The 16,972-nt window shown below is 70.1% G+C and carries 15 protein-coding genes and 1 pseudogene; 7 read left to right on the top strand and 9 right to left on the bottom strand.

Going from position 1 to position 16,972, the window contains the following annotated elements; genetic code table 11:
• Window position 1: 1 nt before the first annotated feature.
• On the bottom strand, window positions 2–961 hold the full coding sequence (locus tag ACLD7X_RS10110; protein ID WP_411423496.1) for a heme o synthase: 960 nt from the start codon (window positions 959–961) through the stop codon (window positions 2–4).
• Window positions 954–1,871: a COX15/CtaA family protein gene (locus ACLD7X_RS10105; RefSeq protein ID WP_412006738.1), complete on the bottom strand. Its 918-nt coding sequence runs from the start codon at window positions 1,869–1,871 to the stop codon at window positions 954–956. Before ACLD7X_RS10105 ends, ACLD7X_RS10110 begins: the two co-directional genes overlap by 8 nt.
• Window positions 1,872–2,137: 266 nt before the next feature.
• Between ACLD7X_RS10105 and ACLD7X_RS10100 the strand changes: the two genes are divergently transcribed.
• The 4 genes from ACLD7X_RS10100 to ACLD7X_RS10085 all read left to right on the top strand — a co-directional run bounded on the left by ACLD7X_RS10100 (window position 2,138) and on the right by ACLD7X_RS10085 (window position 5,932).
• Window positions 2,138–3,022, top strand: a complete 885-nt coding sequence (locus tag ACLD7X_RS10100) for a cytochrome c oxidase subunit II (protein ID WP_411423494.1) — start codon at window positions 2,138–2,140, stop codon at window positions 3,020–3,022.
• A 121-nt stretch (window positions 3,023–3,143) separates the two neighbouring features.
• Window positions 3,144–4,766: a cytochrome c oxidase subunit I gene (gene ctaD / locus ACLD7X_RS10095; RefSeq protein WP_411423493.1), complete on the top strand. Its 1,623-nt coding sequence runs from the start codon at window positions 3,144–3,146 to the stop codon at window positions 4,764–4,766.
• A complete protein-coding gene (locus ACLD7X_RS10090) occupies window positions 4,763–5,377 on the top strand; it encodes a cytochrome c oxidase subunit 3 (RefSeq protein ID WP_411423492.1) in 615 nt (204 codons plus the stop codon). Before ctaD ends, ACLD7X_RS10090 begins: the two co-directional genes overlap by 4 nt.
• 111 nt (window positions 5,378–5,488) lie before the next feature.
• Window positions 5,489–5,932: an AbrB family transcriptional regulator gene (locus ACLD7X_RS10085; RefSeq protein WP_411423491.1), complete on the top strand. Its 444-nt coding sequence runs from the start codon at window positions 5,489–5,491 to the stop codon at window positions 5,930–5,932.
• Here the strand turns inward: ACLD7X_RS10085 and ACLD7X_RS10080 are convergent, their stop codons facing one another.
• Window positions 5,933–6,511: an HdeD family acid-resistance protein gene (locus ACLD7X_RS10080; RefSeq protein WP_411423490.1), complete on the bottom strand. Its 579-nt coding sequence runs from the start codon at window positions 6,509–6,511 to the stop codon at window positions 5,933–5,935.
• A 26-nt stretch (window positions 6,512–6,537) separates the two neighbouring features.
• Window positions 6,538–7,257, bottom strand: a complete 720-nt coding sequence (locus tag ACLD7X_RS10075; RefSeq protein WP_411423489.1) for a riboflavin synthase — start codon at window positions 7,255–7,257, stop codon at window positions 6,538–6,540.
• Window positions 7,258–7,308: 51 nt separating this feature from the next.
• Here ACLD7X_RS10075 and ACLD7X_RS10070 point away from each other — a divergent pair.
• Both ACLD7X_RS10070 and ACLD7X_RS10065 read left to right on the top strand, forming a co-directional pair.
• Window positions 7,309–7,809, top strand: a pseudogene (locus tag ACLD7X_RS10070) (bifunctional nuclease family protein); the annotation flags it as partial.
• A 97-nt stretch (window positions 7,810–7,906) separates the two neighbouring features.
• A complete protein-coding gene (locus tag ACLD7X_RS10065) occupies window positions 7,907–9,046 on the top strand; it encodes an aldo/keto reductase (protein ID WP_411423488.1) in 1,140 nt (379 codons plus the stop codon).
• Window positions 9,047–9,057: 11 nt separating this feature from the next.
• Here ACLD7X_RS10065 and ACLD7X_RS10060 read toward each other — a convergent pair whose 3' ends face one another.
• Genes ACLD7X_RS10060 through topA form a run of 5 tightly spaced genes read right to left on the bottom strand, consistent with a single transcriptional unit; the run spans window position 9,058 to window position 15,144 of the window.
• Entirely contained in the window at window positions 9,058–10,101 is a 1,044-nt protein-coding gene (locus ACLD7X_RS10060) for a type 2 periplasmic-binding domain-containing protein (protein WP_411423487.1), read from the bottom strand.
• Between the two features lie 10 nt (window positions 10,102–10,111).
• Window positions 10,112–11,248: a nicotinate-nucleotide--dimethylbenzimidazole phosphoribosyltransferase gene (locus ACLD7X_RS10055; protein WP_411423486.1), complete on the bottom strand. Its 1,137-nt coding sequence runs from the start codon at window positions 11,246–11,248 to the stop codon at window positions 10,112–10,114.
• Window positions 11,235–11,894, bottom strand: a complete 660-nt coding sequence (locus ACLD7X_RS10050; protein WP_411423485.1) for a DUF2232 domain-containing protein — start codon at window positions 11,892–11,894, stop codon at window positions 11,235–11,237. The genes ACLD7X_RS10055 and ACLD7X_RS10050 overlap by 14 nt, the downstream gene beginning before the upstream one ends.
• Window positions 11,894–12,394: a hypothetical protein gene (locus ACLD7X_RS10045; RefSeq protein ID WP_412006739.1), complete on the bottom strand. Its 501-nt coding sequence runs from the start codon at window positions 12,392–12,394 to the stop codon at window positions 11,894–11,896. Before ACLD7X_RS10045 ends, ACLD7X_RS10050 begins: the two co-directional genes overlap by 1 nt.
• Window positions 12,394–15,144: a type I DNA topoisomerase gene (gene topA, locus ACLD7X_RS10040; RefSeq protein ID WP_411423512.1), complete on the bottom strand. Its 2,751-nt coding sequence runs from the start codon at window positions 15,142–15,144 to the stop codon at window positions 12,394–12,396. Before topA ends, ACLD7X_RS10045 begins: the two co-directional genes overlap by 1 nt.
• Before the next feature lie 182 nt (window positions 15,145–15,326).
• Here topA and ACLD7X_RS10035 point away from each other — a divergent pair, with 182 nt between their 5' ends.
• On the top strand, window positions 15,327–16,850 hold the full coding sequence (locus ACLD7X_RS10035) for an NAD(P)H-quinone oxidoreductase subunit N (RefSeq protein ID WP_411423511.1): 1,524 nt from the start codon (window positions 15,327–15,329) through the stop codon (window positions 16,848–16,850).
• The last annotated feature ends 122 nt before the right edge of the window (window positions 16,851–16,972 follow it).

Below are 16,972 nucleotides of genomic sequence, written 5' to 3'. Positions count from 1 at the left end.
ATCAGCCGACCAATGTAGGCAGTGCCGCGAGGGGGATGGAGAGCGGCTCGGCCATCGGCAGCCGGGCCATCAGCAGCAGGAGACAGATGCCGAAGAGATAGAAGATCGACCAGCGGAACAGGGAGCGGGCCGCCCTGGGATCCTCGGGTTGGACCTCCAGGGCCCGCACCAGCTGGAGCAGACGGCCATTGAAGGGCAGGACCAGCAGGCCGTAGAAGAGCCCACCCGAGGGGAGCAGCCAGACGCCGGCGAGGCTCAGCGCCACCGTGAGCCAGGCGTAGCCGCGGATCGCCCGGGCCGTGACGACGACGCCGTGCACGACCGGCAGCATCGGAATGCCCACCGAGCGGTAGTCCTCCCGGAGCAGGAGAGCCAGAGCCCAGAAGTGGGCAGGGGTCCAGACCATCACCAGGCTGAACAGCCACCAGCTGGCCAGTCCCAGCTGGCCGCTGGCGGCCGCCGCCCCCACCAGCGGGGGGATCGCCCCCGCCACCCCGCCGATCACGATGTTCTGCGGTGTGCGCGGCTTGAGCAGAGCCGTGTAGAGCAGCACATAGCTGCAGAGGCCCAGCAGCGACAGGCTGGCCGCCAGGGCATTGACCCCGATCAGCAGCACCACCACAGACACCAGGGTGAGCGCCACCGCCAGGGCGAAGGCCTGACGCTGGGCCAGACGGCCCGAGGGCAGGGCACGGCGGCTCGTGCGCTGCATGCGGCCATCGAGATCCTGCTCCCAGAGGCAGTTCAGAACCCCGGCCGCAGCGGAGGCCAGGGCCCCGCCCACCAGGGTGCAGACGGCCATGCCCGGGGCGATGGTCCCGCCACTCACCGCCATGCCCGCCAGGGTCGTGGCCAGCAGAAGGGGGATCAGGCGGGGCTTGGCGACTTCCAGCCAGGCGGGCAACTGCACCGACGGGCGCACCGCCGGCTTGGCCATGGACAGGACCGTGGCACTAACCATGGATCACCTCAGCGAAGGAAGCATCTGCGGACATCGGCCCCGGGGCCGTCATGGCCAGGCCATGGCCCACCACCGCGGCGATCACGGCCACCAGCAGAACGGCCACCAGCTGATGGCCGATCGTGAGCGCCGGCACGGCCAGGCCGAGCCTCAGGGTGCTCACCCCCAGACCGACCTGGGCCAGGACCAGGGCGCCTGCCGTGATGCCGAGCCAGCGGATCCCCCAGCCGCGGGAGCGGAGCAGGACCGTCCCGGCCAGCAGGAGGACCGCCAGAGCGGAGACCTGCGCCATGCGGCGGTGAAACAGCAGCCAGCGGCAGGCCTCGCCCAGGCCGACACAGCGGTCGGCGGCCCACTGGCTGGCCATGGCACCGCCGAGGAGGCACTGGGTGAAGACCATCAGACCCACCACCATCGCGGCCACGGCCAGGCCCCGTGCCTGCGGGGCAGCCTGCTGGGCTCCTGGAAGCGCCGCGGCCGTCACGCGAAGGCCCTGGTGCATGCCACTGACGAGGGCCACCAGCAGCAGGGCCGTGGCCAGGTGGGCGGTGACCAGGGCGGCCGGCAGCAGCTGGATCACCGTGAGGGCCCCGAGCCCGCCCTGCACCGCCACCAGCAGCAGGGCCGCCAGACAGAGGGGCGGCAGCCACGGCGGCAGGCGGCGACGGGCGAACACGCTCACCGCGGCGAGGACCAGCAGGGCGATCCCCACGACGAACGCATCGAGCCGATGGAACCACTCCAGGAAGACCTGGAGGTTCATCTGGCGGCCGGGCAGCAGCGTGCCGTAGCAGAGAGGCCAGTCGGGGCAGGCGAGTCCGGCTTCCATGACACGGGTGGCGCCTCCGATCACCACCAGCACCACCAGGGCCACCACCAGATGGCCACTGAGTCGTTCAAGCCTGCGCACCAGCCCGACGGAAGCCAGTGGTGATGGCGGCGGAAAGGAGGGCCCGAGGCCGGCTGGCATGCGGCGGGTCGCGGCGAAGTCGTGACACCGTAGCGATGGTGTCGCTGTGCCGGGATGGCGATTTGCTCACATCCGGGATTCGCCACATTCAGCCACTGGGATGGCGATGAAAGCGGACAAGAATGTTCCAATCGCCATCATCCCGCAGGCCGGCCTCGCAATCCGCGGCCCCTGCCCATAGGCTGAAACCCAGTACCGAAAACTCCGTGCAAATCCGCACCGCCGTGACCACAGCCCTGGCCAGTGCAGGCCTTGTGGCGACAGGGCTGCTGGTGGGGAATCGAGTCAACTTGCTTCCGGTTGACGCCAGCAGCAATGCGGCCACCTACGATTCACTCTTTAAGGTTTTATTCAGCATTGGCACCACCCTCTTCCTGGGTGTCGCGATCGTGCTGATCTACAGCCTGATGCGTTTCCGGCGGCCTCCCGGTGACGGGGCTGACGGCATCGCCATCGAGGGCAATCTTCCCCTCGAAATCGTCTGGACGGCCATTCCGGCCGTGGTCGTGCTGTTTGTCGGTATCTACAGCTACGACATCTACGAACGGATGGGAGGGATGGCGCCCCTCATGGACCATGCGGCCATGGACCATGCCGCCATGGGCCATGAAGCTATGGATCACGGGGCCATGGCTTCCGCACCGACGCCAGCCCCCCGGATCTGGGGAGGCATCGGGCCCGCCACCACGGCGGCTGATCCCGCAGCCACGACGGTGAATGGAGCGGCGCCCCTTCCCACCCTGCCGGTGGAGGTGACGGCCATGCAGTTCGCCTTCATCTTCCACTACCCCGACAACGGCATCACCAGTGGTGAACTCCATGTCCCCCTGGGCCAGCCCGTCGAACTCCGCATGGAAGCCCGCGACGTGATTCACGCCTTCTGGGTGCCGCAGTTCCGGCTCAAGCAGGACGTGATCCCCGGCCAGACCACCGTCCTGTCCTTCACCGCCACCCGGCCCGGCAGCTACCCGATCGTCTGCGCCGAACTGTGTGGCGCCTACCACGGCGGCATGCGCTCCACCGTGGTGGTGCACGAACCCGAGGCCTTCGAGGCCTGGAGAGCGCAGAACACGCCCCTCACCAGCACATGACTGGACCCCGTCGCCCACCATCCGCCCGTGCACCCGCGGGCAGCCGCTCTGACCGGCATCCTTCCCCTGCACCAGCTCCCTGCCGCTCGCCTGACGTCCGGAGCCGACTCCTCCGATCCCCATGACCCTCGCCAGTCCCAGTCCCCTGCCCACGGGCCTTCAACCCACAGGCTGGCTGCGCTACCTCAGCTTCAGCCTCGACCACAAGGTGATCGGCCTGCAGTACCTGGTCTGCGGCTTCCTCTTCTATCTGGTCGGAGGCGCCCTCGCTGGGGTGATCCGCACCGAACTGGTCAGCCCCATGGCCGACTTCGTCAGCCGTGACACCTACAACGAGGTGCTCACCCTGCACGGCACGGTGATGATTTTCCTGTGGATCGTGCCCGTGGTGAACGGAGGCTTTGGCAATTACCTGATCCCGTTTTATGTGGGTGCCAGGGACATGGCCTTTCCGCGATTGAATGCGGTGGCGTTCTGGATGATTCCGCCAGCCGGAATCCTGCTGATCAGCAGCTATTTTCTGGCCGGAGCAGCTGCCCAATCGGGCTGGACGGCCTATCCGCCGCTCAGCCTCACGACACCGGCAGCTGGCCAGGTGGTGTGGATTCTCAGCGTGCTGCTGCTTGGAGGAAGCTCGATCTTTGGCGCCGTGAACTTCATCGCCACGGTCCTCAAGTTGCGCAGGCCCGGGCTGAAGATGATGCAACTCCCGATGTACTGCTGGGCCATGCTGGGAACCAGCCTGCTGGTGGTGCTCTCCACCCCGGTGTTGGCCGGTGTGCTGATCCTGCTCAGCTTCGACATCATTGCGCACACGGGCTTCTTCAATCCGGTGCTGGGAGGCAATGTGGTTGTTTACCAGCATCTCTTCTGGTTCTATTCCCATCCCGCCGTCTACATCATGGTTCTGCCGGCATTCGGCCTGGTGAGCGAGATTCTCCCGGTGCATGCCCGCAAGCCCCTGTTCGGCTACACCACGATGGTTTATTCCATCATGGCGATCGTCTTTCTCGGGTTGATCGTCTGGGCCCACCACATGTTCACGAGCGGTACACCGCCCTGGATGCGACTGTTCTTCACGATCGCGACATCCTTCATTGCCGTTCCCACCGGAATCAAATTCTTCAACTGGATTGCGACCCTTTGGGGAGGGAAGATTGCGCTGAACTCGGCCATGCTCTTCTCCTGCGGCTTCATTCTCAACTTCGTCTTCGGGGGCATCACAGGCATCACCCTGGCTCAGGTTCCCTTCGACATCCACGTTCACGACACCTACTACGTGGTCGGCCACTTCCACTACATCGTCTACGGAGGCACGGTGTTTGTGATCTTTGCCTCCCTCTACCACTGGTATCCCAAGTTCACGGGACGTCTGCTCAATGAAGATCTCGGCCGCTTCCACTTCGTGCTCACCATGATCGGCTTCCAGCTCTGCTTCCTGCCGCAGCACTGGCTCGGCCTCAATGGCATGCCTCGCCGTGTGGCCGAATACGACCCCGCCTTCACCAGCCTCAACCAGCTGAGCAGTGTGGGGGCCCTGATCATGGCGATCAGCACCCTGCCGCTTCTGGTGAACGTGGTGATCACGGCCATCCGCGGTGAGGAAGCAGGGGACAACCCCTGGAACGCCCGCACCCCGGAATGGCTCACCAGCTCACCCCCACCCGTGGAGAACTGGCGGGGTGAAGCACCCCTTGTCACCGAGCCCTACGGCTACGGCATCCCCCGGGAGGGCACCCCATGACGACCACCACCCCCAATCCCACCGACGACGCCCTGCTGGCGTCCAGCTCCGATCACGGCGACAGCCACGGCCATGCCGACGTGCGCATGTTCGGGCTGACCACCTTCCTGGTGGCCGATGGCATGACGTTCGCCGGATTCTTCGCGGCCTACCTCACCTTCCGCGCCGTCAACCCTCTCCCAGCCGGCAGCACCTACGAGCTGGAGCTGTTGATGCCGACCATCAACACCGTGCTGCTGCTGCTCAGCAGCTTCACCTTCCACCGGGCGGGGCGCGAATGCCGGGCCAACCGCCTCGGGGCCTGCCAGGCCTGGCTGCTGATCACGGCCGGGCTGGGGGCCACGTTCCTCGGTGGGCAGATGCTGGAGTACTTCTCACTGCCCTTTGGCCTCACCGACAATCTCTTTGCCAGCACCTTCTATGCCCTCACCGGGTTTCACGGTCTGCACGTGACCCTGGGGGTGATCTGCATCGCCATCGTGGCGTTCCAGTGCCGCAGCGGCGGCCGCATCTCGGCCCGCAACCACTTCGGCCTGGAAGCCGCCGAGCTCTACTGGCACTTCGTGGACGGCATCTGGGTGGTGCTGTATGGCCTGCTCTATCTCCTCTGACCCTGCCCTGAGTTCCCACCCCCAGCGGCAGCCGCGCTGCTGTTCCGGTTGCCGATGACAGCCGGTCATGGGCACAATCTCACTATGCATGCGTTTTCCAGGTCTCCAGCCATGGCTCGCACGGGTGGCGGTGGTCCGACGCAGATGCTGGAGGGCAAGGCCCTGCTGGACCGGGCCCGTGCCCTCAGCAACCAGCCGGACGATCAGATCGCCCGGGCCTGCGGCTACGTGGGGCCCAGTGGGCGGGTGCTGAGGAAGAGCTTTTACCGCGCTCTCGTGGCGGCCAAGGGCTACCCGGTGCCGGGGGGTCTGGCCTCAGCCGAGGTGGGCGGGGGCCACGCCAAGGGGCGCCAGGCCGAGTTCCGCACGCGGGTGCACGGCAACGGCAACCTGCTGATCGGCAATGCCTACACCCGCCGGATGGGGCTGCAGCCCGGCCAGGAGTTCCGGATCGAGATCCATCAGGAGACCGGTTCGATCTGGCTCCTACCCCTGGACGATCCGGAACAGGACAGCGAGCCGGGGCCCTCGAGTGAAGCGGGTGATCAGGACTGATCAGCCCTGATCGGCGTGGAAGCTGGCGCTGAAGCTGAGCAGATCCACGGCACTGAACACGAAACTGATCCCCACCAGGATGCCGAGCACGCTCAGCAGCGCAGCCTCCGGCAGCCGGAGGATCAGCACACCCAGCACCAGCGTCACGATCCCATTGAGCAGTCCCCAGGCCCAGCCACGAATCTGACGGTGGGCCAGGGACACCACCAGGGCCACCAGCCCTTCCACCAGGAACACCACCCCGATCGCCAGCGCCAGGGTTGCCACAGGGGCCGCCGCGCCGACCGGACCGGAGGCCAGCTGCCTGATCATCGCCAGGCCGGCGAGCACGAAGAGGGTGGACACCACCAGCCTCCAGAAGGCGAGCCAGGGGCTGAGCAGCCGGGCCCGCATCAGGTTGTTGATCCAGCCCACCAGCCCGCCCACCAGGAACAGCAGCGCCACCACCACGGTGACCCAGAGGGAAGCCACCAGGGGGAAGAGGAGCGCCAGAACCCCCAGCACCAGCATCAGCGCCCCTTCCCAGAGGGTGAAGGCCCTCAGGGTCGCGGCATCCAGGGAGCGGCCTGCCTGACCCATCGACCCGCCATGCATCCATCCGGACCCTAGGTCTGCCAGCCATGCTCGGCCAGCCAGGCGGCGTCGAGCCGGGCCACTCCACCGCTTCCCGCACGGCTTCCCGCACCGCTTCCCGCGGCCCTGCTGCCTTCTGCCTGGTCGTGGCGTCCCTGAGCCAGCAGCCTCTCGGTGTACTTGGCCAGGAGGTCGGCCTCCAGATTCACCCCATCCCCCGGCCGCAGGGCGTTCAGGGTGGTGCCGGCCCAGGTGTGGGGGATGACCGCGATCCAGAAGCAGCCCCCATCCGCCCGGCACCCCGCCACCGTCAGGCTGATCCCGTCGACGGCGATGCTCGCCTTCTCGCACACGTAGCGGCCGTAGCCAGGGTCGTCCCAGCCGATCTCGAGCCGCCAGGACGCGCTCTGGCGCTCAATGCTCCGCACGGTGCCCAGGCCGTCCACGTGGCCGCTCACCAGATGCCCGCCCAGCCGATCGGTCAGCCGCAGGGCCGGCTCCAGGTTGACGGCGGCCCGCCGTTCCGCCTTGCCCGCCAGCGTGGAGCGGGCCAGGGTCTCCTCACTGACATCGGCCCGGAAGCCATCGGCCAGCCGCTCCGCCACGGTGAGGCAGACGCCATCCACCGCCACGCTGTCCCCCAGCCCCAGGTCGCCCGGCCCCCAGCCCCCCGCCGCCGGAGACCAGCGCAGGCGCACCCCGCCGGCAGCCCGCTCGATCGACCCCGTGGCCTGCACCAGTCCCGTGAACATCCGCCCGTCCTCCCCTGCTGGCCATAATCAGTCAGAGGGGCACGCCGGGTCATGGTGGAAATGCGGGTCGCCGGAATTGCCCTGGATGCGGCGAGCCGCAGTCCTATCGTGTTGCTGCGCGATCCCTCCGGCCGGCGCCAGGTGCCGATCTGGATCGACCAGGCCCAAGCCCAGAACATCCTGGTGGGCCTCGGCCACGAGCGTCCCCCCCGGCCGCTCAGCCACGATCTGATGGTGGAGCTGCTGGCCGCCGGGAAGCTCCAGCTCGACCGCGTGATCATCCACACGATCGAGGACAGCACCTTCCGGGCCCTGCTCCGGCTCAGCCGCAGCGGCGCAGCGGAGGGCAGCGAGCCGATCGAACTCGATGCCCGGCCCAGTGATGCCATCGCGCTCGCCGTGCGCACCGACACGCCGATCTGGATGCACGAGGAAGTGGTGGCCGACGCCTCGATCCCCGTGGACGCGGAGGCCGACGCCGAAGACCAGAACGAGTTCCGCCGCTTCCTCGACTCGGTCAGCCCGGCGGAACTGGTGCGCCATCTGGGCGAAGCGCAGCGCGAGATCGAACCCGAAGGCGGCGGCGACCAGGCCGCCAGCGACAGCCCCGATCCGGGCCCGAGCGACCTGGGCCCGAGCCATCCACCCGGTGACGCCGGCTAGGCGCCCCTTCGGCCGGGGGCCGGCGGTCTCGGCCTTCACCCTGGGCACGATGCGGGCCCTGGCGAGTCCGGAGCAGATGGAGGCCGTGCTGCGGGCGGCCCTGGACGCCGGGATCAACCATCTGGAAACCGCCCCGGCCTATGGCCCGGCCGAACGCTTCCTCGGCCAGGGGCTGCGGCGGCTCAGGGAGGCGGAGCTCGCTCCCGAAGGTGGCTGGCTGGTCACCAGCAAACTGCTGCCGGGCACCGATCTGGCCACCGGCCAGGCCCAGCTGCGCGCCATCCTGGAGCGCCTGGGGCTCGAACAGCTCACGGGTCTGGCGGTGCATGGCTTGAACACCCCGGAGCACCTGGCCTGGGCCTGCCACGGCGCGGGCGCCGAGCTCCTGGCCTGGGCCCTGGGCGAGGGCCTGGTGCTGCAGGTGGGCTTCTCCAGCCATGGCGCCAGCCCCCTGATCGAGCAGGCGCTGGCCAGCGGGCGGTTCACGTTCTGCTGCCTGCACGTGCATCTGTTCGACCAGACCCGCCTCCCCCTGGCCCGGGCCGCCCTTGCCGACGGCCTCGGCGTGCTGGCCATCTCCCCGGCCGACAAGGGCGGCCACCTCTACGCGCCGTCGCCGGAGCTGCTCGCGGACTGCGCCCCGTTCCACCCCCTGGAGCTGGCCTACCGGTTCCTGCTGGACCAGGGGATCTCCACCCTCAGCCTGGGGGCGGCCCAGCCCGCGGATCTGGCCTGGGCCCGGCAGTGGCAGGCGGGGCGGCTGGCCGGCCTGGGTACCGAGCGGGCGGCAGCCCTGGAGCGGCTCCGGGAGGCCGCCGCCGCCCGGCTGGGCGACACCGGCTGCGGCCAGTGCCGCGCCTGCCTGCCCTGCCCGAATGACGTGCCGATTCCGGAGCTGCTGCGGCTGCGCAATCTGGCCGTCGGCCATGGCATGGAGGGCTTCGCCCAGGAGCGCTACAACCTGATCGGCCGGGCCGGCCACTGGTGGGAAACCCTCAACGCCGAGGCCTGCCGCAGCTGTGGAGCCTGCCTGCCCCGCTGCCCCCGGTCGCTGCCGATTCCGGCGTTGCTGGCCGACACGCACCGGCGGCTGGCGGCCGCGCCACGGCGACGGCTCTGGGGCTGAGGGGAAGCGGCTCAGCGCGGGGCACCGGCCCCGTCGCGGGGGTCCGGTGCCGCGGCATCCCAGAGACTCTGAAGCGCCAGCCGCGCGCCCATCTCCAGGGGGGGGAGGCTCCAGCAGCGCTGCAGCAGGCCAGGTTCCGGCAGCAGCAACGCGGCGATGGCACGCGGGAAGCGGCGCACCACCGGCTCCAGAACCCCCGCCGGCAGGGGGGGAACCCACCCACCGGCCAGCAGGGTGGTCAGCAACGGCTCGGTCAGGGCCTCCGCGAGCCAGGGCAGGGGCGGGAGCTGGGCACTGCCCTGGGGACGCAGCAGCAACTGCCAGGTGAGGGGAGCCCCGCTGGCAGGCCAGATCACCGCGAGGCGCTGGTCCCGCCGCAGCAACGGGACGACCGGGCGCAGGGGGAGCACGGCCGCATCGGCCGCACCGCTGAGCACCAGGTTCAGGCCGTCCTGCTCGTCGTAGGCCAGGGCCTGCTGGCGGAGGCGCCGAACGCGCTCGAAATCGCCTCCCATCAGGGCCATGCAGACGCGTGGGCTGGAGGGGAGCACCAGCCGCCCCCGCAGACTCGGATCCAGCAGCAGGGACCATCCCTCGCCGGCGCGGGCCCGCAGATCGGGGCGGGAGCGCAGCAGGATCACCCAGGGGGCATAGGCCCAGGGGTAGGCCACCGCCGGCGCCGTCTCGCCGCCGAACAGCCGGCTGGCCGGGACGGCCCAGGGAGCCAGCCGGCCCAGCAGGTCCGGAGCCGGGAAGGGTTGCCAGGCCTCCCGCGCCTCGGCCGCCCAGCCGTCACTGAGGCCCACCAGGTCAGGCGGCGGAACCGCCGACCGCGACGCCAGCACCGCGGCGGGCTCATCCAGCTGGCGCGCGCGCCAACCCGCCGGCAGGGCCTTGATCCAGGCGGTCGGCAGGAAGCGGGCCGGCACCCAGAGCTGGGCCCGGGGAGCGGCCCGGCAGCCGCCCAGCAGCAGCGGCAGGCCGGCGGCTGCCCCGGCACCGAGTCCGAGTCTGAGGAGCTCGCGGCGGGACAGGGGCGCAAAGGTGCTGGCCATGGCGCTGACCCTAGGCACCGGCCATCTGGCGGCAGGCCAGGTCGCAGGCCCGGGCCAGGGCGTCCGGCGAGCGGCCGCAGCGTTCCCACACCAGGGCCAGGCCACCGGCCCCGACGCCCTCCTTGACGAAGCCGCGTTCGTAGTCGCGCAGCGGAGCGGCGCTGCAGCCATGGAAGCGGAGCCGGGCCACCTGCAGGCGGGGTTCCACTCCCCAGCGGAGCCCGATCCGCTGGAGCAGCAGCGGCAGATCACTGTCGGGCTCCTCCGCCACCCAGGCCGTGGTGGCCACGCTGAGGCGGGCCGCCAGGCGCTGCCGCTCGCCGGGGGGCGTGAGTGCCAGCGCCAGCGCCAGCACCGCCGCCATCTGGCTCCCGCCGGCGAGCAGGACGGTCACGCCCTGCCCGGCGGCGCCCAGGGCAACCCCGGCGGCCAGGGCCTGCATCGGGTCGCCCACGGCCGCCAGCACCGCCAGGGGATCGTTGCTGGCCGCGGTGCCGGCCCTGCCGGGCCAGGGGGCCAGCCCGGCGGCCGCCAGCCCCCGCGCCGCCAGCCCGCTCTTGAGACCATGGGCACTGGTGCGCAGGCTGCCGCTCACCAGGCCATCGGCCGCCACCCCGAGGCCGCGGAGCACCGCCAGGGCCGTGGTGGTCCCACCGGGCACGCATTCCGCCACCAGCAGGGGCCGGGCCGGCTCGCTGGTAGCGCCCCAGCGGCGTCCGCGCTCCAGCAGGGCCCGAACCCGCACCGGTGCCATGGCGGCACCGCTGCTCAGGCAGCGGGCCGGTCCCTGGCCCTCGGGGCAGGGGAGGCGCAGGTGGGGAACGGCAGGGGCGATCGGACAGCCCGCATCGACCACCAGCAAGTGCTCCAGCAGGCCCAGCTCCCTCAGCACGACGTGGGAGATCAGGGCGGGGCTCACTCCCGCCGGCAGGGGGGGAAGGGCGTGGGGACGGCTCCCTGCCGGCCCCCTGACCACCAGTTCCGCATCGGCGGCCGCGGTGCGGCGGCGCGCGGCCGGCGTCGCCCCTGCGGCGGAGATCCCCGGCACCGCCGCCGTCTCGGTGGCCGCCAGCAGCAACAGCGACCGGGTGCGGGCCCAGTCCTCGATCCCGGCCGGCGGCTCAGGCCGGGGCTCAGAGGGGATCAAGGGCGACCAGGGCCCGCAGGGCAGCCGGCGGTTCGCTGATCGGTGCCTGCAGCCGGGGGAAGATCCAGTAGGCCACGGCGTGCAGGGCCAGCACGACGATCACGTTCTGGACCCACACCAGCAGCACGGCAGCCACCTGCACCTGGCTGAGTTCGATCGCCGCGGCCAGATTGACCAGCCCGGCGAGCTTCTCCAGCAGACCGGCGGCCGCGGTGGTGATCAGCACCCAGAGGTTCTCCCCCACCAGCACGGACAGCACCGCGACCCGCACCAGGAATCCAGCGGTCCCGATCAGGCTGCCCACCAGCCAGCTGAGCCACCAGCTGGTGCGCCGGTGCCAGCACCAGCCCAGCCACAGAGCCAGCAGGCCGTAGGGGAACAGCACCAGCGGGCCGCGGATCGGCCCCATCAGGGCCACCAGCAACAGGGCCGTCACCACCAGACCTTCCAGGGCACAGCGCCAGCCATGGCGGAGCTGCAGCAGGGCCAGGGGCAGGGGCAGGGCAAGCCGGAACAGGGGACTTCCCACCGGCAGGTAGTAGAGCGCCAGCCACAGGAGGCCGGTGGCGGCGGCGAGGTAGGCCGTGTCCATCAGCTGGCGGGCCTGGCGACGGCTCAGGGTGCGGTCGGGGCGGGAGCGCGGCATCAGCGGGGGGCCGGCGCCGGGGCGGTGGTGGCGCTGGGCGCCGCTGCAGCTGGCGCGGCTGGAGTCGGCGCGGCTGGAGTCAGCGCGGGTGCGGGCGCCGCTGAGGCGGAGCCTGGGGAAGGCATCCGCTCGATCATCTCCACCTCGAAGGGCACGCCAGCCGCACGCAGGGCCTGGGTGACGGCTTCCGCCGGCGCCGCCGGATCAGCACCGGAGAGCTTGATCGTGATCCTGTAGGGAGCCGGCGAGAGCACAGGAGCCGGCGGCGGCTTGGCACGCTCCGGCTGGGCCGCGGCCGGCGCTGCGGCGTCGGGGGCGGCGGGAGCGGGGGCGGCGGGAGCGGAGCCCGCCGGGCCGGCGGACGGGGTGGCCGGCGCCGAGGAGAAGCTGCCGGAGAGCTGTTCGCCGAAGGGGGTGCCGCTGCACCCCCCCACGAGCCCGCCCAGACAGAGCAGGAGCCCAGGCCCCAGGCACCGCCAGCGCCACGGCGTGCGCGCCATCAGCCGTCGGCCGCCTTGATCACCCGCACCGCGCTCGCCCGCAGCCTGCCGGTCTTGGTGGTGGCCGGGGGCTTCTTGGCGGCGGGTTTCTTGGCAGCGGGTTTGTTGGCGGCCGACTTGCTCGTGGTGGGTGTCGCGGCGGCGGTCTTCCTGCTGGCGGTGCCGGAGCGTCCCTTGGCCTTGCCGGCGGTGGCCTTCGCCGCCAGCAGCTCCATGGCCTGCTCGAGGGTGATGGTCTCGGCCGTGGTGCCCTCCGGCAGGGACGCGTTGACCTTGCCCTGCTTGACGTAGAGACCGTAGGGGCCATCGAACAACTGCACGGGCTCCTCGGCACCTTCGGGAACGCCGAGATGCTTGAGGGCGGTGCGGCCGCCACGGCCCCGCTTGGGCATGGCCAGCAGCTCCAGGGCGCGGGCCAGGGGGACGCTCAGCACGTCATCCTCAGCCTTGAGCGAGCGGTAATCCTTTTCCCCCTTGCCCTTGTGGTGCACCACATAGGGGCCGAAGCGGCCGAGGCCGGCCTCCACCCGCCCCCCTTCGGGGTGCTCTCCCAGGAGCCGGGGCAGGCGCAGCAGCCCGATGGCATCGGCCAGGGTGAGTTCCTCGGGCTTCTGGCCCTTGGGAAGGGAGGCGCGCTTCGGCTTGGGGTTGTCGTCGCTCACCTGGCCACGCTGCACATAGGGGCCGTACTGGCCGAACAGCAGGTACACCTGCTCGCCCGTCTCGGGGTCCTCACCGAGCGATTCCGGTCCCTCCACCTTCTGGCGGAGCAGCAGTTCGGCCTTGTCGGCATCCAGGTCGGCGGGCGTGATCTCCAGGGGGAGGGTGGCCTTGAGCAGTTCCTCGGTGCCGTCGTCGGCCACCCGCTTGGTCTCGAGGTAGGCCCCGAACCGGCCGATGCGCACCACACAGGGCAGGCCTTCCAGCGCAACCGTCCGGGAGACCCCGGGATCGATGTCGCCTTCCCGCTGCTGCACCTGGACCTCCAGGCCCGCCTCCCCCTTGTAGAACTTCTCGAGGTAGGGCAGCCAGGCCACCTGGCCGTGGGAGATCTCGTCCAGGCTCTGCTCCATCCTGGCGGTGAAGCCCGTGTCGACCAGGTCGGGGAAGTGCTCCTCCAGCAGCGCCGTCACGGCGAAGGCGGTGAAGCTGGGGGTCAGCGAATTGTTCTGGAGGGTCGCATAGCCCCGGTCGACGATCGTGCCGATGATCGAGGCGTAGGTGGAGGGTCGGCCGATCCCTTCCCGCTCCAGGGTCTTGACCAGCGCAGCCTCGCTGTAGCGGGCCGGGGGCTGGGTCTGGTGGCCGAGGGCCTCGACCGCCCTGCAGCTGGGCTGGTCACCGACCGAGAAGGCCGGCAGCAGCACCTCCTGGCCCTCCAGCGCGGCATCCGGGTCGTCGCTGCCCTCCACATAGGCCCGGAAAAAGCCGGGGAAGTCGATGCGCTTGCCGCTGGCACGGAAGCGGGCGGTGCCGAGGCTTCCGCCGGCCACCTCCAGATCCACCGCCAGCATGGTCAGCCGGGCGTCCGCCATCTGGCTGGCCACCGTGCGCTTCCAGATCAGCTCGTAGAGGGCCAGATCGCGCCCGTCCAGGCCGGTCTCGGCGGGGGAGCGGAAGCTCTCGCCCGCCGGCCGGATGGCCTCGTGGGCCTCCTGGGCATTGCGGGCCTTGGTGGAGAACTGCCGGGGGGCTGGGCTGAGGTAGTCCTGGCCGTACTTCTGGGCCACGCAACCGCGGGCCGCCTGGATGGCCTGATCGCTCAGATGCACCGAATCGGTGCGCATGTAGGTGATGAAGCCGCGCTCGTAGAGGCCCTGGGCGGTGCGCATCGTCTCGCGGGCCGAGAGGCGCAGCTTGCGGTTGGCCTCCTGCTGCAGGGTGCTGGTGGTGAAGGGGGCCACCGGCTTGCGGATGGTGGGCTTGGCCTCCACCTCGGCGACGAACCAGGCGCCGCTCTGCACGGCGGCCTGGAGGCTGCGGGCCTCCTCCTCGGAGAGCAGCTTCACCGTGCTGCCGGCCTTGAGGGCACCGGTGCTCTCGTCGAAGTCGGAGCCTCCGGCGATCCGCTCCCCCCCGAGGTGGCTGAGCTTGGCATCGAAGCCGCTGCCCGCCTGCTCGAGCTGGGCCTTCAGATCCCAGTAGCTGCCGCTGCGGAAGGCCCGGCGGGCCCGTTCGCGCTGCACCAGCAGACGCACCGCCACCGACTGCACCCGGCCCGCCGACAGCCCCCAGGCCACCTTCTTCCAGAGCAGGGGGGAGAGGGTGTAGCCCACCAGCCGGTCGAGGATGCGACGGGTCTCCTGGGCGTGCACGAGCTCCATGTCGAGCTCACGGGTCTGGTCGAGCGCCCGGCTGATGGCCTCCTTGGTGATCTCGTGGAAGACCATCCGCTTGACGGGCACCTTCGGCTGCAGGAGCTGCAGCAGATGCCAGCTGATGCTCTCGCCCTCGCGGTCCTCGTCCGTGGCCAGCAGCAGCCGGTCAGCCCCCTTGAGGGCATCCTTGAGCTCCTTGACCACCTTCTTCTTGTCCTTCGGCACCACGTAGAGCGGTTCGAAGTTCTCGGCGGTGTTGACGCCGAGGTTGGCCCACTTCTCACCCTTGTGGGCCGCCGGGATCTCACTGGCGTTGTTGGGCAGATCCCGCACATGGCCCATCGAGGCCTCCACCCGGAAGTCCTTCGGCAGGAATCCACGGATGGTGCGGGCCTTGGTGGGGCTCTCGACGATGACCAGGGTGTGACCCACAGACAGGCGGACGACCGCTTCCCTCTTTATCGCATCGAGCGGCAACTGCGCGCCGCCGGTGCGATGAACCGGAATCAACGCGGCTACAGTCGCGCCGGAAACCTGGCCCTAGAGCTGCTGTGAACTCCCTGCTCGGCGCCCTCCCAACCGTGGCCGACGCCATCGGCAGCGGGGCTGGAACCGTGGGCCTGAACCTGCAGCTCAATGCCGGTGCGATCGCCCCCGAGGTGGCGGTGCTGCTGGCCCTGGTGGCCTGCCTGCTGGTGGATCTGGCCGGCGAGCGTGCCGCCAGCCGCTGGGTCCCACCCCTCTGCTACGCGGGCCTGAGCTCTGCCCTGGTGCTCCTCGCCCTGCAGTGGAACGCACCAGTGCTCGAGCCCTCGTTCCTGGGATCCTTCCTCGCCGACAACCTGGCCATCGCCTTCCGCGGCGTCGTGGCCGCCTCCACCCTGATCTCCCTGCTGCTCAGCTGGCGCTACGTGGAGCGCAGCGGCACCCCGGTGGGGGAGTACGCGGCCATCCTGCTGGCCGCCACCCTCGGCGGCATGTTCCTCTGCGGTGCCACCGACCTGGTGAGCATCTTCATCTCCCTGGAGACCCTGTCGGTCTCGAGCTACCTGCTCTCGGGCTACATGAAGCGGGATGCCCGCAGCTCCGAGGCGGCGCTCAAATACCTGCTGGTCGGTTCCGCTGCCGCGGCGGTCTTCCTCTACGGCGCCTCCCTGCTCTACGGGCTCACCGGCGGAGCCACCGGGCTCGATGCCGTCGCCCTGGCCCTCAAGACCAGTGCCTCCCCGGTCACGGCCCTCGCCCTCGTCTTCGTGCTGGCCACCGTCGCCTTCAAGATTGCCGCCGTCCCCTTCCACCAGTGGACCCCCGACGTCTACGAGGGGTCACCCACGCCGGTGGTGGCATTCCTCTCGGTGGGCTCCAAGGCCGCCGGCTTCGCCCTCGCCGTCAGGATCCTGGTGGGGTGCTTCGAGAGCTTCGACGCCCAGTGGAAACTGCTGTTCACCGTGCTCGCGGTGCTCAGCATGGTGCTGGGCAACGTCGTGGCCCTGGCCCAGACCTCGATGAAGCGGATGCTGGCCTACAGCTCGATCGGCCAGGCCGGCTTCGTGATGATCGGCCTGGTGTGCGGCACCGAGGACGGCTATGCCGCGATGGTGCTCTACATGGCGGCCTACCTGTTCATGAACCTCGGGGCCTTCGCCTGCATCATCCTGTTCTCCCTGCGCACCGGCAGTGACCGCATTGCCGATTACGCCGGTCTCTACCAGAAGGATCCCCTGATCACCCTGGGCCTCAGCCTCTGCCTGCTCTCCCTGGGCGGGATCCCCCCCATGCTGGGGTTCTTCGGCAAGATCTACCTCTTCTTCGCCGGCTGGGCCGACCACCAGTACCTGCTGGTGGTGGTCGGTCTGATCACCTCGGTGGTGTCGATCTACTACTACATCTCCGTGATCAAGATGATGGTCGTGAAGGAGCCCCAGGAAGCCTCCGACGTCGTCAAGGCCTATCCGGCGATCAACTGGTCGGTCACGGGTCTGCCGGCGCTTCGCGCTGCGCTGATCGGCTGCGTGATCGTCACGGCCGTGGGCGGGATCCTCTCCAGCCCGCTGTTCACCTGGGCCGGCGACGCGGTGGCCGGCACTCCGATCCTGCAGCAGGCCCTGGCCAGTGGCGGCAGCTTGTCGATTGGCTGAGCAGCCAGGGGCCGGGACCAGGCTGAGCGAGCCGGGCCTGGCCGCGCTCGTGATGGTCGAGCCGGAGCAGGCCGGTCCCGTCGCCGACCTGCGCAACATCCACAAGGTGTACGGCTCGGGGG

Source organism: Aphanothece microscopica RSMan92, assembly GCF_046613545.2.
In the GTDB taxonomy this organism is placed as follows: Bacteria; Cyanobacteriota; Cyanobacteriia; order PCC-6307; family Cyanobiaceae; genus NIES-981.
The sequence above is the reverse complement of the archived record's forward strand: the minus strand, read 5'-3'. Positions and strand labels throughout refer to the sequence as shown.